Raw genomic sequence first — 17,470 nt, 5'->3', positions numbered from 1 at the left:
AACTATAGATCAAGATAACACACTCTCTTCCATGGGAAGACAAATCTCCACAGCAAAAAAAATTACAATGTTATTAACAATCAAATTTATGTTTGCAAATACTATCCCATAAAGGCTTTTTGACTTTGTGATTCTCTTTCTTTTTTGAAATTATCCAGATATTAAAATTGAAAAAAATCCATCAAAAAAATAAAATAGCAACTCAAAAATATATTATAATATATCCCCTTGAAACAATTTTATAAATAAAGAATACATTTGTCTTTTGTATTGGAAAAAAGCTTTTCGTCAGTTTAAGCTCTATAAAATGCTCCACTATTACTCAAAATAAAGCCTCTCACTCAAGTCCTTCAACGTATCATAATACTCTTGGAGAAAAAAAATTAATAGTTTAATATAACACTATAAGAAAATAAAAAAACCGCCCTTTCCTTTTTCATCAAAAGCGATAGTTAAGCTTATCATATGTCGCATACACAAAGGGGAAAACGCAATGCTTAAAGAATTTAAAGAATTTGCCTTAAAAGGTAATATGATTGATCTTGCTATCGGTGTCATTATAGGGGGGGCTTTCGGTGGCTTGGTTAACTCACTTGTCAATGATATTTTTATGCCAATCATTGGTCTTATCACAGGTGGGATTGATTTCTCTAACATGTTTATTCAGCTTGCCGGTGAAAAACAAGCTACATTGAACGCCGCCAAAGAAGCGGGAGCAACCATTAGCTATGGTAACTTTATAACTTTACTTATCAATTTTCTCATTATTGCTTGGGTTCTTTTCCTCTTTGTTAAAGGAATGAATAAACTACGTCGAAAACAAGAAGAAGAAGAAAGCTTAAAAAAAATGTCTCTGGAAGAACAACTTCTGTCAGAAATTAGAGACCTGTTAGCTAAGAAGAAATAATTCATGCTTAGATTTATTCATGCAACACGGGAAAGAACATCTCTACAGTTGTTCCATGATTTGGCTTTGAAAATAATAAAAATTCGCCGCCACTCTCTTCTACCATTGCCTTACACATCGGTAATCCTAAACCCGTTCCAACAAAAACGCTGTTACCAGTTCGACCATCTTTACGCTTTATTTGACCATAAGGTTGCAATGCTTTTACAATTTCTTCGTCACTCATTCCTATACCATTATCACTCACTGAAACCTTCACTCGCTCATTTTCTCCATAAGAAACGTGGACAATAATTTGTCCACCTGATGGTGTAAAACGAATTGCATTGGAAAGAAGATTCCATATAATCTGCCGAAATATCTGTTGCGATACACAAATAAATGGCACATGAACCGGTGCAACAATGCGCATGATAATGCCATTATGATTAGCTTGTGTTTCAAGAAACGCTATACTAGCACGCAAACAAGATGTTACATCAAATGCTTCAGCTATAAGGGGCGTATTGACCTGGTTATTTGAGCCTAAATGATTTGCTTTCGAGCAGTCTAGTAATTGATTGACCAACGATAATATATGTTTTCCAGATGAGATGATATCGCGTAAATATCCACGATAACGCTCATTGTCTATCGAGCCAAAACGTCCATCCCTCATAATTTCTGCAAAACCAATCAGAGCATTCAAAGGTGTTCGCATTTCATGAACAACCCAAATCATTTTGTTTGTTTCTACTTCTTTGTCTAAGGGTAGGATCATTCCTGTCAGATCATTTAGCATAACAGCGTAACTGTCTTGCCGTGCTAAAGGTACAATTATCATGGAAACCGTTATACTCTTACGGCTTTTCGTCACTAAATCAGCTGTCTCTCCACGATTTAAAACCTGATTTTTTCCTTTCAAACGAATTGACTTAAAATATTTTTTAACCAAAGATCGGCTTTGCAAAGTAAATAATGATGATAATGGCTTTGCCAGTAATTCATTTATTTCGTAGTCCATTAATTCCAAAGCAGCACTGCTAACAGATTGGATGCAGCCCTGTCTATCCAACCATAAAACACCATCAGTTGCTGTATCCAACAATGATAAAATCGCTGCTGGTTCTTTGATGAGAGTTTGCTCCATGACATTTCTAGGCAATGTCTGTGCACATGGCAACTGAACCGAAGTTTCTTCAATCAAATGCTCTCCCCCTCCTGCTACATCCATTTCGCCACGCAGCCGTTCTGCAATCTCACGAAAAGCTGAACGTTCTACCTCTGAAAGACTTGACGTTTTTGTATCCGGATTTTCTGCTTTTTCCACTTGTACTTTTTTTTGCATCTTCAAAACAACAAATCCCCGAAACCCTTTAATCTAATATTTGGCATCAAAAATTGGCAAAGCAGATAATTCAACATCAAGCCACTCTAAACAACCATCAACAGACTCCTGAATGATCTGCTTACGCCAAGGTATAAACGCCTCAATAAAACCGCTCAGTTCTCGATACCGATCATCCTTAAATTGATTGGCAACTTCATGAAAATTAGATCCTAAAATAGAAAACAATAGAGAACAAATAATTTGTCCTAAATCTTTTGAAACATTACAAAACCGCCCATGTTTATCCATTTTCTAAGTAAAACGTCGTGACAAAAGTTCTTCTTTATAGTTTAACAACTCTGCCTTTAATGGCGTGCATAAAACTAACAAAATTGCTGGTTTTATCTTCAAGCAAATAATGCTAACTTCTTACGAACACCTCCTATGGATAAAAAGGTCTTGACAGACATCCCATTATCAATTGTCTGTAGCAAAATTTTGACCCTTTTATCAACAAAACAAAAATGAGATGAAGCCCCAGGTTGCGTTTTCCTCAACCCTGCAACAAACGTTTCTGCATCATCCAAACCAGCGATAAAAGAAATATCTTCTTCCCTAGAGACTTGAAAAAACGCTTTGCTTACGCCAATGACAGAAAATTCAGCAGTACGCTTTAAACCATTCAACGCAACATGGCTTGCACATTGCACACTCTTTAGTATCTTGTGCTACTCTACTTGTTCAAAAAAGACAGTTTTTGAATCATAGCCGCTACAGAAGAAAAGCCCCCAAAATACGCCGTTGTATCATTTGACCAAAGAACGTCTCTACAATCGGAAGAGAGAACAAAAATCATCTGTCCTCGCATGAAAGCTTGCTTGATTTCTTCGCATTCCAGATAATTTCAAAATGCTAAAGATATCTCTGACCTTTCTTTGTCTTAATCTGATCTCCCTGCCGGTAATTTTAATATAGGATAGAATTCCTATTCTGTCGCTTCCTATTTAACCTTTTAATATTGCACAATAGAAAATAAGCGCAAGATAGCTCCCGTTTTTAGAAAACAAAATAAAGCCTTAACCTCCGAGATTATTTGGTATTATACACTTTTAAAAGAATCTCAATGATTATAGCATCCCTCAAGCAAAATTTCACGTTTCCCAACATGATTTGCAGCCCCTACAACACCTTCTTCTTCCATCCGCTCAACAAGGGAGGCCGCCTTATTATAACCGATTGCAAGTCGGCGCTGAATATAAGATGTTGAACATTTCTTATCACGCATGACAATTTTCACAGCTTGCACATATAGCTCTTCACTATCCTCACCAGAGTTTTCTGTTGTACCAGTTTTACTAACAGAATCAGCCGCTTCTAAGTCATTATTATTATCTTCACTATCCGTTACTGTTGCTAAATAATGAGGTTTTCCTTGTCTTTTAAGATGCGCAACCACAGATTCCACTTCCTTATCAGAAACAAAAGGTCCATGAACACGTACGATGCGCCCACCACCAGCCATATGAAGCATATCTCCTTGACCCAAAAGCGTTTCAGCACCTTGTTCTCCCAAAATTGTTCGACTATCAATTTTTGAAGTAACCTGGAAAGAAATGCGGGTTGGAAAATTTGCCTTAATCGTCCCCGTAATAACATCAACAGAAGGACGCTGTGTAGCCATAATAAGATGAATACCAGCAGCACGCGCCATTTGTGCTAAACGTTGAATGGCATTCTCAATTTCTTTACCAGCCACCATCATGAGATCAGCCATTTCATCAACAATGACAACAATATAAGGAAGCTGCGTCAAATCCATCGCTTCTTCATGATAAAGCATTTCACCACTTTCTTTATCAAATCCCGACTGTACAGTGCACATAATCGTTTCACCCTTTTTCACGGCCAGTGCAACTCGTGCATTGAAACCATCAATATTACGCACACCTAACTTAGCCATTTTACGGTAACGCTCTTCCATTTCACGCACTACCCACTTTAAAGCTATCACAGCTTTCTTTGGATCAGTTACAACAGGCGTTAGAAGATGTGGAATGCCGTCATAGACAGAAAGCTCCAACATCTTAGGATCAACCATAATGAGGCGGCACTGCTCTGGTGTCATGCGATAAAGGATCGATAAGATCATTGTATTAATCGCAACAGATTTTCCTGACCCTGTGGTTCCTGCAACCAATAAATGGGGCATTTTTGCTAATTCTGCAATTACAGGCTCACCGTTAATCCCCTTCCCTAAGGCAAGCACTAATTTAAAGTGGCTATCACGAAAAGTGTTTGATTGGATTAATTCACGCAAATAAACAGTTTCACGAACTGCATTAGGCAATTCAATTCCGATAACATTGCGTCCAGGAATCACAGCAACACGGGCAGAAATAGCAGACATAGAACGGGCAATATCGTCAGAAAGACCAATAACCCGTGATGATTTTACCCCTGCAGCGGGTTCAAATTCATACATTGTCACCACTGGTCCTGGGCGGACATGAATAATTTCTCCCTTAATCCCAAAATCTTCTAAAACGCTTTCTAAAAGCCCAGCACTGCGCTCTAATATTTCTTGAGAAATAATTGTGTCATCCTGAAAGATAGGTTCCTGTAATAAATCAATCGGAGGAAATTCATACGTTCCATAGTCAAGAGATTGGACATTTTGTGTAGAAGTAGTGCTGGGATTACACAATGGCCCCCTCATAGCTTGCTGTGTATTTTCTCTTTCTTTCATTACAGGCAAATCTAACGAACTCTTTGCTACACTAGCTACTATACAATCAGCAATATTATTAGAATCATTAGCTAACTTAGAAGCTTTACTTGACTGAGGAACAGATAACTTTTTGACCTTCTTAATATCTGTATTGTCCTCAATAATAGGCTTAGAATGATAATTTTGAATCTCTTTAACAATATCATTCTTTGCAGATATTAAATGAGAACTTTGCTTAACTCCCTGACTATCCTCCGTTAGAGCTTCTGATATAATGGAATCGTAAAATTGTGGAAAACGGTATTCAAGAACACGGTAAAGATCAGTAATTGACTCATCAAAAACAGTACCCGTATCCGATGCAACTTCATTACTCGTGAAATCAATCGGTGTTATGTCTTCTTCTGCAATTTTAGTGTCGACCTGTTCTAACATAAAGGATTCACACTCAAAAAATGCGTGATCAGAAAGATGAAAAACAGCTTTTGTTTTTTGCGCCACATTTTCTACTTGTAATGTATGCTCCCCTACACCTTCTTCAAGCGGCGTATTAACAGTTTGCCGTGACAACTGTTCCAAAACTGCTGAATGACAAATGGATGCTTTATTTTCTATCAATCGAGGATTAATCACTCTTTTGGTTGCTGGGAAATTTGTTGTTTTCGTATTACAGTTAATGTTCATAAGATTTTTTTGTTCTTGCTTCGTAAAAACTTTAAACTGTTTCGCAAAAACGGGATCTGTTTCTATACGGCGGCGCAAAATTTCAACTTCTGGTGTTCGCGTAAAACGCACATTCTGTCCGAGTGTAAACGCCTTTTTCCATACTTCCGGATAAGGAAATATTTCAACAATCTTAGTAGATGAATTTCTTTCTGATGCACCTTGTGCTCTCTCATCAGAAAAAGAAGGCATAGATATGAATTTTGTTTTCGAATTATGCATGACACCCAACAAACTTATAGCAATGAGAAAAATTGCTTCTTCAAAAAGAATGCATAGAGATTACAGTACGAAGGTTAATAACCTTTTGCTGGCTGTTATTTTTTTTAAAAAATAACGCTATAATTCTTCTCTATTGTTCCATACTCGCTTACAGCGTAAATTATAAAATTCTTGCTCTTATCCAGCTATATTTCATTGTTTTTAAAGAAAACTCTATGATAAAAAATGTCAGAAAAATTGCCCATCCTTCTCTTTTCTTCCCATTTCACAAAAATAATGAGTGCGAATAATATTAAAGAGTTATGAGATATTTTTTCAACTCTTTATGCCTCGTTGTTATAAAACAGTCCAATTTCTTTATCTTTGATAAGATTATCCTTGTTATCCTTGTTAAAAAAGGTTCAAATAGGACATCACTTAACAACGCAACAATAAAAAGTAAGGGAGTGAACTATGTTTAATAAGCGGAAATTTTATATCAACGGTCTATGGGATGATCCAAGTACTCCTCACGATCTACACGTTATTGATCCGTCAACAGAAGAAGCTTGTGCCGTCATTAGCCTTGGTAGCAGCAAAGATGCAGACAAAGCAATTAATGCTGCTAAAGCAGCTTTTCAAAATTGGAAAACAATTCCACCTAGGGAGCGTCTTAGATTCGTTGAAAAAATTTTAGAAATCTATGAAAAACGCTCCGAAGATATGGCAAAAACCATTTCAATGGAAATGGGGGCACCGATTGATATGGCACTTAATGCGCAAACCGCAACTGGAAGTTCCCATATTCGCAACTTTATCAAAGCCTACAAAGAGTTTTCGTTCCAAAAAATTTTAGTCGAAGGAAACGAGCAAGCGATTCTTCACTATGATCCTATCGGCATCGTAGGGTTGATTACTCCATGGAATTGGCCCATGAACCAAGTAACTCTTAAAGTTATCCCTGCTCTCTTGGCTGGCTGTACTATGGTGTTAAAACCCTCTGAAATTGCTCCTCTTTCTGCTATGCTCTTTGCTGAAATTTTGGATGAAGCTGCTTTACCTGCCGGCGTTTTTAATTTAATAAACGGTGATGGTGCAAATGTCGGCTCTTACCTCTCTGCTCATCCAGATCTGGAAATGATCAGCTTTACCGGATCCACCAGAGCAGGAAAAGACATTTCAAAAAATGCTAGCAATACTTTAAAACGAGTCTGTCTAGAACTTGGAGGAAAAGGCGCTAATATTATCTTTTCTGACGCCGATACAGACGCTATTCAACGTGGTACACGACACTGCTTTTATAATAGTGGACAAAGCTGTAATGCACCAACACGTATGCTTGTGGAACAAACCATCTATGATAAAGCTATTGAAATAGCCAAAGATATTGCCGAAAAAACGAAGGTAGGATCAGCTCACCGAGCAGGAAATCATATTGGTCCTGTAGTTTCAAAACAACAATACGATAAAATTCAAGATCTTATCCAATCTGGAATTGATGAAGGTGCAACACTTGTCGCAGGCGGAACCGGTTTACCGATGGGATTGGAGCGCGGTTATTATGTACGCCCAACAGTCTTTGCCAATGTAAAACCTAATATGCGTATTTTTCGAGAAGAAATCTTCGGTCCAGTCCTCTCTATCCTTCCCTTTAATACAGAAGATGAAGCCGTAGCTTTAGCCAATGATACTGAATATGGTCTCACAAATTATATACAATCGCAAGATCGTGACAAATGTCGCCGTATCGCTGCGCAAGTACGGTCTGGTATGGTAGAAGTGAACGGATATGGATTACCCAATGGAAGTTACTTTGGAGGTGTGAAATTTTCTGGACGTGCCCGTGAAGGCGGTCACTGGGGAATTAAAGAATTTCTTGATACCAAAGCAATTTCATACTGGTAAGAAGGTCTTATTAAAAACTTAATAGGAATCGTATGGTAACACAGCAAATAACGGATGAAGGTGCTCTTGGGCAAAGACTCGATCAGTGGCTTGCTAAACAATATCACAATACGCTGTCACGTTCACGCTTGCAAACCCTCATCCGTGAAGGCTATCTTAAAGTTGATGGTCAACGCGTAAAGGAACCGAAAACAAAATTAAAACCCAACCAAATCATTGAATTGACAATGCCTGTTCTTCGTGATGCAGAACCTAGCGGTGAAGCCATTATCTTGGACATTCTCTTTGAAGATGATCATGTCATTGTCATCAATAAACCAGCTGGTCTCGTTGTTCATCCCGGCAATGGCAATTGGACTGGAACGTTAGTTAACGCCCTTATCCATCACTGTGGTAATAGTTTGTCTGGTATTGGTGGCGTTAAACGTCCCGGCATCGTTCATCGTCTCGATAAAAATACAAGCGGAGTCATGGTTATCGCCAAAAATGACCTTGCTCATCAAAGCTTAAGTGCACAATTTTCTGACCATGGACGTACTAGCGCATTAGATCGACGGTATCACGCCTTGATTTGGGGATCTCCCAGCCGTAATATTTTGACAATTGATGCATCTCTTGGCCGTTCTCCTCATAATCGAACAAAACAAGCTGTCATCCATAATCAAAATCCGCATGCTCGTCACGCTGTGACACATATTTCTCTCCTTGAAAAATATGGAACTCACGCAGATACAACTTCCTTGGCTAGTCTTCTGGAATGTCGTTTGGAAACTGGACGCACGCACCAAATTCGGGTCCACATGGCCCATATAGGACATCCACTCGTAGGTGATACTGTTTATGGAAATGCTTTTAAAACAAAATCGAACACCCTTAGTCCCATCATTAAAAATGTAATCGATCAATTCAACCGACAAGCACTCCATGCAATCAGTCTTACTTTTGAACATCCCGCTACAGGTAAAATTATGTCTTTTTCTTCCCCTCTCCCGCAAGATATGGCTGAACTTATCAAGCATTTTAAAAAAATGAATTGAAACTTTTAGCCTTCTCATGATTTCACAATAAAATATCTCTTTTTGAACAAAATTAAAAATTATGGTAAGGTGTTAGAGATATTTGTAATGTCTAGAAATGGAATTTGCCTTATCAGGGAATTCGTACAAAAGGAGGGTGCTATATGGCCCATATGAATATGCTATCAGTGACGACAGGTGACGGAGGATTGAATCGTTATCTAGAGGAAGTGCGTCGTTTTCCAATGCTTGAGCCAAAAGAAGAGTACATGCTGGCTCAACGTTATCGTAAATATAATGATCTAAAAGCTGCACATAGGTTGGTAACCAGTCATTTGCGCCTCGTGGCCAAAATCGCAATGGGATATCGGGGCTATGGTCTCCCCATTGGGGAAGTCATTTCAGAAGGCAATGTTGGACTTATGCAAGCTGTTAAGCGTTTCGAGCCAGAACGCGGATTTCGTCTCGCAACCTATGCAATATGGTGGATTAAAGCATCAATCCAAGAATATGTATTGCGATCTTGGAGTTTGGTGAAAATAGGGACAACTGCCAATCAAAAACGCTTATTTTTCAACCTTCGTAAGTTAAAAAGTAGGCTTCGGGCACTTGACAGTGGTGATCTCAATGCAGAGCAAGTAAAAGAAATTGCAACCCAATTGAATGTCACAGAAGATGAAGTCGTATCGATGAATCGTCGACTTAGTGGTGATACTTCGCTTAATGCACCTTTTCGCACAAAAGAAGGTGAAAGTAGCCAGTGGCAGGATTGGTTGGTGGATGACTCCAACAATCAGGAGCAAACTTTAATCGAACAAAATGAATTGGAAAGTCGTCGTTCCATGCTTACACACGCCATGGATAATTTGAATGAGCGAGAAAGACGTATATTCAAAGCACGTCGTTTAAGCGATAACCCCTTGACACTGGAAGAACTCTCAAGTGAATTTGGCATTAGTCGGGAGCGTGTAAGACAAATTGAAATGCGTGCATTTGAAAAAGTACAAAATTCTATCAAGGCTTTTGCTTTATCCCAAAGTCAGGTATAAAGCTCTAAAGGCTTAGTATAAGCCAATTATTTGCACATTCTTAATATGAGAAAGAGCTAACATACGTTAGCTCTCTTTTTTTGCGATAGACTGAAAAGCAATTTTTATGATGAAATTCTCTTTATAGTCTTCTACCTCTCTCGCGTCGGTAGTTTATTCTTTCTGACCAAGAACTGTTGGCTTCTCTGATTTTGCAAGCCATTGTCCGATGACTTCATTAAAAATAGACTCACCTTTTGCCCCTTTTGCGAAAGTCAATTCATTTATACGTCCGTTTTTATCAGTCAATACCAAACGCACCCAATCCAATTCCCGCATCAATTGTAAATTTCGGTTAAGAAACGGATGATTGCCACTTAATGCAACAAGAAAAAAATCATCGTGTATCTTCGCTGCAACAGCTCTTGTTAAAGCCTGCCCAATGGATTGTTCACTTGCTTTAAAAGTTAATGCCTGAACATTGCTTATAGATTGACCTGAAAATTTATCAGAAAGAATAAAAATAAGATCCATAATATACGCAGCAGGAAAAGACAGATCTGTATTACGACGTAAAATTAACCGTAATGATAACCCTTCATCTGGAATTGTTATATCACCTTGAATAGCCGACTCTTCCGGGGATCCCTTCCCGCGAGACTCTTTTATAAGCGTCCAGCGCGCACTCCCCGTTGCTACTTTTTCTGCATCATAATCCGTACGCGCTTGATAAAAAACAGCCTCACCTAGTTGTTCACTTGACTGCAAATTGCTGGCAACAATTGTTGAGGTTCGTTCTTCATTTGAAGAACCTGCCGTTTGATCTAAGCCAACATCAATTTCGCTCCCATCCTCTAACAAGCGTTTTGTTAACTTTCTGTTAACCGAAAGTGTCCTTGGCAATGCATGAGAAACTTGAATATTTTCCCCTGACAATTGATGATCACTTGATACAAATACACGTTCACAAACAAAAAAAATACCTATAACTAAGGTGATAAAACTGGCAACAACAGCAGCACTTATCACAATACGCTTTTGCGTCGACGACCGATTAGCACGACGCAAAGCTTGAGAAAAAATATGCGAAACAATATGGGTATTATCTCCTTGCGCAGAAGAAGCTAAAGGTGAAGCCTTTAACGTATTGTTATCAACATGCTGAGAGGACAAATAAGCCTCCATACTGACAAGCTCTGCATCTGGCACACCTGACACAGAAAGCTCACCAGCAGCCCCATCGTCTTTTAGACTTTCAACAGAGCTTTGTCTTCCTTCTGTTTTTACTACTGAAGTTTCATTACCTAGTGGCAATATAAAACTCTGTGTATGCTTCTCATCTTCAGCTATCCCTGTAGAACTCCACCCAATAACTGAAGAAAGCAGCTTCTTTTCAACCGCTAAATATTCTTCTTCAACAGTTGCAATAGCACTTTGCAAAACCTTTCTCTGCTCATCTGCTATTACTTGTGGTATTGTCGCTGCTATAAATTGATGTTCTAGTGTTTCGACAGCTCGTTGATAGATCCGCTTGCGCACTTGTGGTGTAATATTATTTTGCGCATTGATTGCCTTTTTTAAGATTCCAACGAAATCCACCATATTCTCTATAATCTCTCTCAAACTGAGAAGAAAAATTCCAGCCCTCAGGCCAGCTCTTATTTTAGCCTTCTAAATTGATCGTCATTTATATTGATGCAACTATCCTTGCAGTTTAAAGTGAATAGGAAAAATAAACAATGTTATTTTGCACCGTTCTCTCACTCTCTCTTATAAGTAGCTCTTCGTAAGAAAAACACAGAGCCAAAACGAAAATCAATATGGAAATCTAAAAATAATAATTAATCTGCAAAGGGATCTCTAACAAGAATGGTATCGTCACGCTCAGGGCTGGTGGATAATAAAGCCACCCGCGTATTGATCAATTTTTCAATATAGCGTATATATTTAACAGCTTGAACCGGTAAATCTTCCCACCTCAATGCATGTGCTGTTGCGTCCTTCCAGCCTTCCAACGTCTTGTACACAGGCGTTACGCGAGCTTGAGCTCCCATGGAAGAGGGAAAATAATCAATTTTTTTTCCATCAAGTTCATAACCAACACAAATTTTAATTTCATCCAAACCATCCAAAACATCAAGCTTTGTCAGTGCTATACCCTGAACACCGCAAATCGCTACCATCTGACGTACTAAGACAGCATCAAACCAGCCACATCGACGTTTTCGACCAGTCACGACCCCAAATTCTTTGCCACGAACTCCAATAAATTCGCCAATATCATTTATCTGCTCTGTCGGGAATGGTCCTTCTCCAACTCGTGTTGTATAAGCTTTTGCAATACCTAAAACATAGTGAATTGAGCTAGGTCCCATACCTGAACCAGTACATGCTTGCCCAGCAATTGTATTGGATGACGTCACATAAGGGTAAGTCCCAAAATCATTATCTAATAAAGCACCTTGTGCACCTTCAAAAAGAATGCGCTTTCCCATACGATAACTTTCATTTAAAAGGCGCCACGTACAATCTATAAAGGGTAGAATTTCATCCGCTACTTGCATTAATTCATCATAAAGTGCTTGAGAATCAATCTCTGCAACCCCCATCCCGCGACGCAAAGCATTATGATGTCCCAAAAGTCGTTCAATCTTAGCCATAAGTGTATCAGGCTCCGCCAAATCTATCACTCGGATAGCACGACGACCTACCTTATCTTCATAAGCAGGACCAATACCACGTTTTGTCGTACCAATTTTCAAACCCGATAGGCCACTTTCTCGAGTTGCATCAAGATCGCGATGCAAAGAGAGAATCAATGGAGCATTTTCAGCAATACGTAAAATTTCCGGTGTAATTTTCACGCCCTGATCACGTAGCTTTTTTAACTCTGCTACAAAATGATGGGGATCAACTACAACACCATTCCCAATAATTGATAACTTCCCACGAACTAAACCCGATGGTAAAAGCGATAATTTATAACTCACCCCATCAATAACCAACGTGTGACCTGCATTGTGCCCCCCCTGATATCTCACCACAACATCTGCTCGCTCAGACAACCAATCTACAATTTTTCCCTTGCCCTCATCGCCCCATTGTGTACCAACAACTACTACATTGGCCATAACTTTCTCCATCGTGTTTGGTCAAACAAAACCAACATTCAAAAACAAACGCTCCTTTATAACGAAACCTTAGAGAAAGTGCGACTCCTCATTTTAGCTTTTTCCCAATCTTCCGATGATTTAAATCTTAAGCTTCATAATAATAAAGCAAAACAGTACTAAGATATATCTTTCTTCTAAATCAGTCACTTTTTCTGTAAAAAGTAGAAAAATTTATAACTTTTGGTTGTTACTTTTGCCAATATCTGAGAAATTATTCATGGTTCCCCTGTCATTCTTTACAATCTGCACAATATTTAAAGATTTTTTTATCTTATGTAATAATACAAGAGATCATCATGATCTCCCGTATTATTCTGAAAAAGCCACGTTATAAAATCGCCATCAGTACTTTTAAAGTCGAGCTTTTTCGACCTGAAATGCCCATTCAAGCCATTGTGTTAAAATTTCAAGATCGGAAGCCTCAATGGTTATACCTGTCCAAATCCGAAGTCCTGGAGGAGCACTTCGATACGAACCAATATCATAAGCAGCACCTTCCTCTTCAAGGCGATTTACTACTGCTTTTATAAAAGATGCTCGCTTTTCAACATCCAAATCAGTGATAATTGGATCGACAATGTCTAAACAAACAGATGTATTAGAACGCACTCGAGGATCCTTTGCCAAATATTCTAACCACGGTGTTTTGCAAACAAAAGCATCAAGTACAGAAAAGTTTTTATCAACTCGCGCCCTTAATGCCTGCACACCTCCCTGCGCCTTTGCCCATTTCAACGCATCAAGATAATCTTCAACACATAATAGTGAGGGTGTATTAATTATCTGCCCATTAAAAATACTTTCGTTCAATTTGCCATCTTTTGTCATACAGAAAATTTGGGGCATAGGCCAAGCCGGAACGTAACTTTCAAGCCGTTCAACAGCACGAGGACTTAAAATCAACATACCATGCGCCGCCTCACCTCCTAAAACTTTTTGCCATGAAAAAGTCACAACATCTAATTTTAAAAAATCAAGATTTTGCGCAAAAGCTGCTGATGTTGCATCACAAATTGTTAATCCAGCCCGCCTCTCTGGAATGAAATCTGCATTAGGAATACGCACACCAGAAGTCGTCCCATTCCATGTAAAAACAACATCACGATCAAAATCTATTTGTGTTAAGTCTGGCAATTCGCCATAAGGCGCTTCAAAACGACGTACATCAGAAAGTTTTAATTGCTCAACAACATCAGCGATCCACCCTGAACCAAAACTTTCCCAAGCAGCCATATCGATGCCACGTTCGCCTAATAAAGACCATAGAGCTGCCTCAACAGCACCAGTATCTGAAGCAGGAACAATTCCGATACGATAATCAGAAGGCACTTCAAGAACCTCACGGGTTAAACCAACAACCTCAGCCAGTCTTAATTCTGCTGCTCTAGATCGATGCGAACGCCCAACTAATGCCTTCTTAAGGATTTCAAAAGTCCAGCCAGGTCTTTTGCTACAAGGTCCTGAAGAAAAATTAGGATTATTTGGACGACAACTTGGTTTTTCTAACATTATCATGTTTCTCCCCTTTTATATGGCTTGTCTTTCTTTAAAGAAAAACAAATTATTATAAAGACTGTGCCAATAGTCCCCTGAGACAAAAATCAAAAATATTCTCTATTGATTTCGTAAGCTTAAAATACGTGGAAACCTTGTGAAAAACATTCCTCTCAACTATGTTTTTAGGTTAACCGTTTAAAAAGATTTCCTTGCGTCATCACCACGTTAAGACAACATTCCGATGACGATACACTAACGTATCGCAATATACCTATCAAGTTGATTTTATGGAAAGGCGATTATAATTGCCCAGAATAAGAGAATAAACTTATAAAAAATCAATTATTTTTCTTTTGATGGCTGGACAGAAAAAATTTTAATGTTATAACCGCACACGTTTCACGTGTTTTGTGAAACGTGCCCAGATAGCTCAGTTGGTAGAGCAGCGGACTGAAAATCCGCGTGTCCGTGGTTCGAATCCGCGTCTGGGCACCATTTTGTATATACTACATTACAATATCTTGTTATAAAAGATTAACAGACACTGTATCTTGTAATTTCTCTGTATGTTGTTCTTAATACGCTCCATAAATATTTTACACAAAACCGCTAAGTTTCAAGCAGCATTTTGAATATTAATAGTGACCTCTTTTCCAAGAGCAATGAGAGTAGATTCTAAGGAATCTAATTTTGTTGCGTGGTTTAAATCCAACAGTCGGTCAATTTGTATTGGATGAAGTTTTAAAAGACGTACGAGATCAGCTTTGCGTAAGTTTTTTTCAATCATAGCGTTATGTATTGCAATTTTTAAAGTCATCAATGAAGATATTTCAACAAAAGGATAGGTGATATCACGATGTCCAAAGGGAATAGGTTCACGATTTTGAAAACGTCCCATAATGACTGTTAAAAGTGCATTTTTAGCCTTTTCTAAAGCTTCTTTTTCGTCGTTACCGTAGGTAATAAATTCCTGAAAGTCTTTGGAGACGACAAGAAGAGTATCATTATCATCTTTGATAAATTTGATTGCATATTTCATTTACACCTCCATATTCAGGCTTATTTCAGGTCAAGATCTTTAAGAATCTTCTGAACTAATCCTGTTTCGTACCATGCATAGGTAAAACGGATTTTTTAGAACCACGTTTTACAAGCAAGTGCCCCCCCTTTCCCTGAAGCAAAACTGCAATCATGTTTTAAGATATCTTTTCAATGCTTGACTATTCATTTCATTATAACAATATAACAACATAAATGTTTTAATAAAACATTTATGTTGTGCATAATGGAAATAATCAGAGAGTCTTTCAAAATATCAAGTTTTGATCAAAAAAACAAAAAAAATACAAGACTATGATTTTTCTGTTGACATGATGTAAAAAATCGTATTTAATGACGATACGGCACTGGTTGTATTGTGTCTAAAATTCAATAAAATCAATGCAAAATGTAATTCCCAGCGGGTTGGGTCTGTTGTGGGGCGAGCTATCGCTAGCGACAGAATTTTTAAATTGACTGTACATTATACACTTAACGCATTGATAAATAATGAATTTAATATGTATACTGTAAAGTATGTGATTATTTTTAGATGGAAATTATTTTTATTTTTGACATTGTTGCGTCAATGCGTACTTCCAAATCATGTGCCTGAAAACACCTTAAAACCATACACAGATGGCATTGCTGAAACAATATTTTTCCGTACATTGAAGGCTTTGACTCATTATATGCAACATATGCAACAATTGTATAATAACCCTATCGGGTGTGGTTATGCTATAGAATATCCTTGCGGGGAAAGCATAACGACAGACTTATGGCCATGTTTTCAGCGTCCGATACTTTTCTAAGGTATCAATGAAAACATCTAACCATAAGGAGTTCATTATGAATACTCTTATAAAAATTAGAGAACAGGTTCTTGATCAAGAGACTGTTCAAACTGTTAACGCGCGTGATTTGCATACATTTTTAGAGATAAAACGGGACTTTTCAAATTGAATTAAGGACCGTATTATCAAATACAATTTAGAAGAGGGAATAGATTATATTTTAACGCTTACCAAAACTAGTGAACTTCAAAATGTGATATTAAAAGAATATTATTTTACACTAAATGTAGCTAAAGAGCTCTCTATGCTTGAAAACAATAAGAAAAGTAGAAAGGCTCGTTCATACTTTATAAAATGTGAACGGCTTTTGAAACAAGTAGCGACACCGAAAATCGATTACTCCAAGCCCGAAGCATTACTTGGCATCTTGAATCACCTACAAAATCAAATCGAGCAGAAAGATCATGTTATTGTAGAATAGCACCAAAAGCAGAAGCTTTGGAAGATTTAAAGCGCTCTGATGGTTTGTTTGGTCTTATTGAAGCAACAAAGATGCTTGAAGTACGACCAAAGGACTTAACCGATTACTTACGTAAACATGATTGGGTATATCGTCGTTCTCCAAGTGGTCCATTGTTACCTTATCAGGACAGAATCAAGAAAGGATTTATGAACTGTTCTGCTATCACCATTCAAAGACCAGATGGTACAGAAAAGGTGTTGCCTTCAACAAAAATTATATCAAAAGAATTGGCTTGTTTGAGAGAACAAATCTACGGAGGTTTACAATGAAGGTAAATACTAACTTCTTATGCGATTTGTGGATAACGTTGTTTCAGTTTGTCAATTGTGAAGATATTGAAGACAAAGACTGTAGTGCTCTGATTGACATCATGGACGTGGTAGAAAAAGCTTTGATTTTAAAACTTCAAGATGAAGTACCAAATATTACAAAAATTCTAGAGGTTCTGATAGATTTCGGAGATTCAGAGTTTCCTACGGTTATGGAGCCTTTATTGAAAGCTTACGAGATAGATTTAAAGCATTCCATTAAAAAGATTGCTTAACTTTAACAACACGACTTCCCTTCCCGCCTTAAAAAATGGGGGATTTGTTAATACAAACCATCTTTTAGCCAAAAAAATACT

The 17,470-nt window shown here is 37.9% G+C and carries 14 protein-coding genes, 1 tRNA gene and 1 pseudogene; 8 read left to right on the top strand and 8 right to left on the bottom strand.

All coding sequences use genetic code 11. The annotated features are described in order from the left end of the window. Nucleotides 1-493 precede the first annotated feature (493 nt). The gene (gene mscL / locus ACKC4Y_RS01300) at nt 494-907 is read left to right on the top strand and encodes a large conductance mechanosensitive channel protein MscL (protein ID WP_409361615.1); all 414 of its coding nucleotides are present in this window, start codon (nt 494-496) and stop codon (nt 905-907) included. Nucleotides 908-920: 13 nt separating this feature from the next. On the opposite strand, the gene ACKC4Y_RS01295 is transcribed toward mscL, so the two are convergent. From ACKC4Y_RS01295 to ACKC4Y_RS01280, 4 genes are all read right to left on the bottom strand, one after another. Then, a complete protein-coding gene (locus tag ACKC4Y_RS01295; protein ID WP_409361614.1) occupies nt 921-2,234 on the bottom strand; it encodes a PAS domain-containing sensor histidine kinase in 1,314 nt (437 codons plus the stop codon). Nucleotides 2,235-2,267: 33 nt separating this feature from the next. Continuing rightward, a complete protein-coding gene (locus ACKC4Y_RS01290) occupies nt 2,268-2,525 on the bottom strand; it encodes a hypothetical protein (RefSeq protein ID WP_409361613.1) in 258 nt (85 codons plus the stop codon). A gap of 98 nt (nt 2,526-2,623) precedes the next feature. Next, nucleotides 2,624-2,926, bottom strand: a complete 303-nt coding sequence (locus tag ACKC4Y_RS01285; protein ID WP_447582415.1) for a hypothetical protein — start codon at nt 2,924-2,926, stop codon at nt 2,624-2,626. A gap of 410 nt (nt 2,927-3,336) precedes the next feature. After that, nucleotides 3,337-5,889 carry a DNA translocase FtsK gene (locus tag ACKC4Y_RS01280; RefSeq protein WP_409361611.1) on the bottom strand — a complete coding sequence of 851 codons (2,553 nt, stop codon included), beginning with the start codon at nt 5,887-5,889 and terminating at the stop codon, nt 3,337-3,339. A gap of 453 nt (nt 5,890-6,342) precedes the next feature. Between ACKC4Y_RS01280 and ACKC4Y_RS01275 the strand changes: the two genes are divergently transcribed. The 3 genes from ACKC4Y_RS01275 (at nt 6,343) to rpoH (ending at nt 9,838) form a co-directional block, all read left to right on the top strand. Next, complete coding sequence (locus ACKC4Y_RS01275; protein ID WP_409361610.1) at nt 6,343-7,773, top strand: aldehyde dehydrogenase family protein; 1,431 nt, start codon at nt 6,343-6,345, stop codon at nt 7,771-7,773. 32 nt (nt 7,774-7,805) lie between these two features. Continuing rightward, nucleotides 7,806-8,810, top strand: coding sequence for an RluA family pseudouridine synthase (locus ACKC4Y_RS01270; protein ID WP_409361609.1), 1,005 nt, complete (start codon nt 7,806-7,808; stop codon nt 8,808-8,810). A gap of 143 nt (nt 8,811-8,953) precedes the next feature. Further along, a complete protein-coding gene (gene rpoH, locus ACKC4Y_RS01265; protein WP_409361608.1) occupies nt 8,954-9,838 on the top strand; it encodes an RNA polymerase sigma factor RpoH in 885 nt (294 codons plus the stop codon). Between the two features lie 153 nt (nt 9,839-9,991). Here rpoH and ACKC4Y_RS01260 read toward each other — a convergent pair whose 3' ends face one another. The 3 genes from ACKC4Y_RS01260 to ACKC4Y_RS01250 form a co-directional block, all read right to left on the bottom strand. Next, on the bottom strand, nt 9,992-11,419 hold the full coding sequence (locus ACKC4Y_RS01260) for a hypothetical protein (RefSeq protein WP_409361607.1): 1,428 nt from the start codon (nt 11,417-11,419) through the stop codon (nt 9,992-9,994). A 239-nt stretch (nt 11,420-11,658) separates the two neighbouring features. Continuing rightward, entirely contained in the window at nt 11,659-12,948 is a 1,290-nt protein-coding gene (locus ACKC4Y_RS01255; RefSeq protein WP_409361606.1) for an adenylosuccinate synthase, read from the bottom strand. 393 nt (nt 12,949-13,341) lie between these two features. Further along, nucleotides 13,342-14,505: a phosphoserine transaminase gene (locus tag ACKC4Y_RS01250; protein WP_409361605.1), complete on the bottom strand. Its 1,164-nt coding sequence runs from the start codon at nt 14,503-14,505 to the stop codon at nt 13,342-13,344. A 401-nt stretch (nt 14,506-14,906) separates the two neighbouring features. Between ACKC4Y_RS01250 and ACKC4Y_RS01245 the strand changes: the two genes are divergently transcribed. Continuing rightward, a tRNA-Phe gene (locus tag ACKC4Y_RS01245) sits at nt 14,907-14,982 on the top strand. Between the two features lie 121 nt (nt 14,983-15,103). On the opposite strand, the gene ACKC4Y_RS01240 is transcribed toward ACKC4Y_RS01245, so the two are convergent. After that, nucleotides 15,104-15,526, bottom strand: a complete 423-nt coding sequence (locus tag ACKC4Y_RS01240; protein WP_409361604.1) for a type II toxin-antitoxin system HicB family antitoxin — start codon at nt 15,524-15,526, stop codon at nt 15,104-15,106. A gap of 520 nt (nt 15,527-16,046) precedes the next feature. On the opposite strand from ACKC4Y_RS01240, the gene ACKC4Y_RS01235 reads away from it, so the two are divergent. The 3 genes and pseudogenes from ACKC4Y_RS01235 (at nt 16,047) to ACKC4Y_RS01225 (ending at nt 17,389) form a co-directional block, all read left to right on the top strand. Then, a complete protein-coding gene (locus ACKC4Y_RS01235; protein WP_409361603.1) occupies nt 16,047-16,340 on the top strand; it encodes a hypothetical protein in 294 nt (97 codons plus the stop codon). Between the two features lie 37 nt (nt 16,341-16,377). Further along, nucleotides 16,378-17,114 (top strand): annotated as a pseudogene (locus ACKC4Y_RS01230) (antA/AntB antirepressor family protein). Then, nucleotides 17,111-17,389 carry a hypothetical protein gene (locus tag ACKC4Y_RS01225; protein WP_409361602.1) on the top strand — a complete coding sequence of 93 codons (279 nt, stop codon included), beginning with the start codon at nt 17,111-17,113 and terminating at the stop codon, nt 17,387-17,389. Before ACKC4Y_RS01230 ends, ACKC4Y_RS01225 begins: the two are co-directional and overlap by 4 nt. Nucleotides 17,390-17,470: the final 81 nt, after the last annotated feature.

The sequence above is a fragment of the Bartonella heixiaziensis genome (genome assembly GCF_046245125.2).
Lineage (GTDB): Bacteria > Pseudomonadota > Alphaproteobacteria > Rhizobiales > Rhizobiaceae > Bartonella > Bartonella heixiaziensis.
Note: the sequence above shows the minus strand (reverse complement) of the source record. Positions and strands in the feature narration are given on the sequence as shown.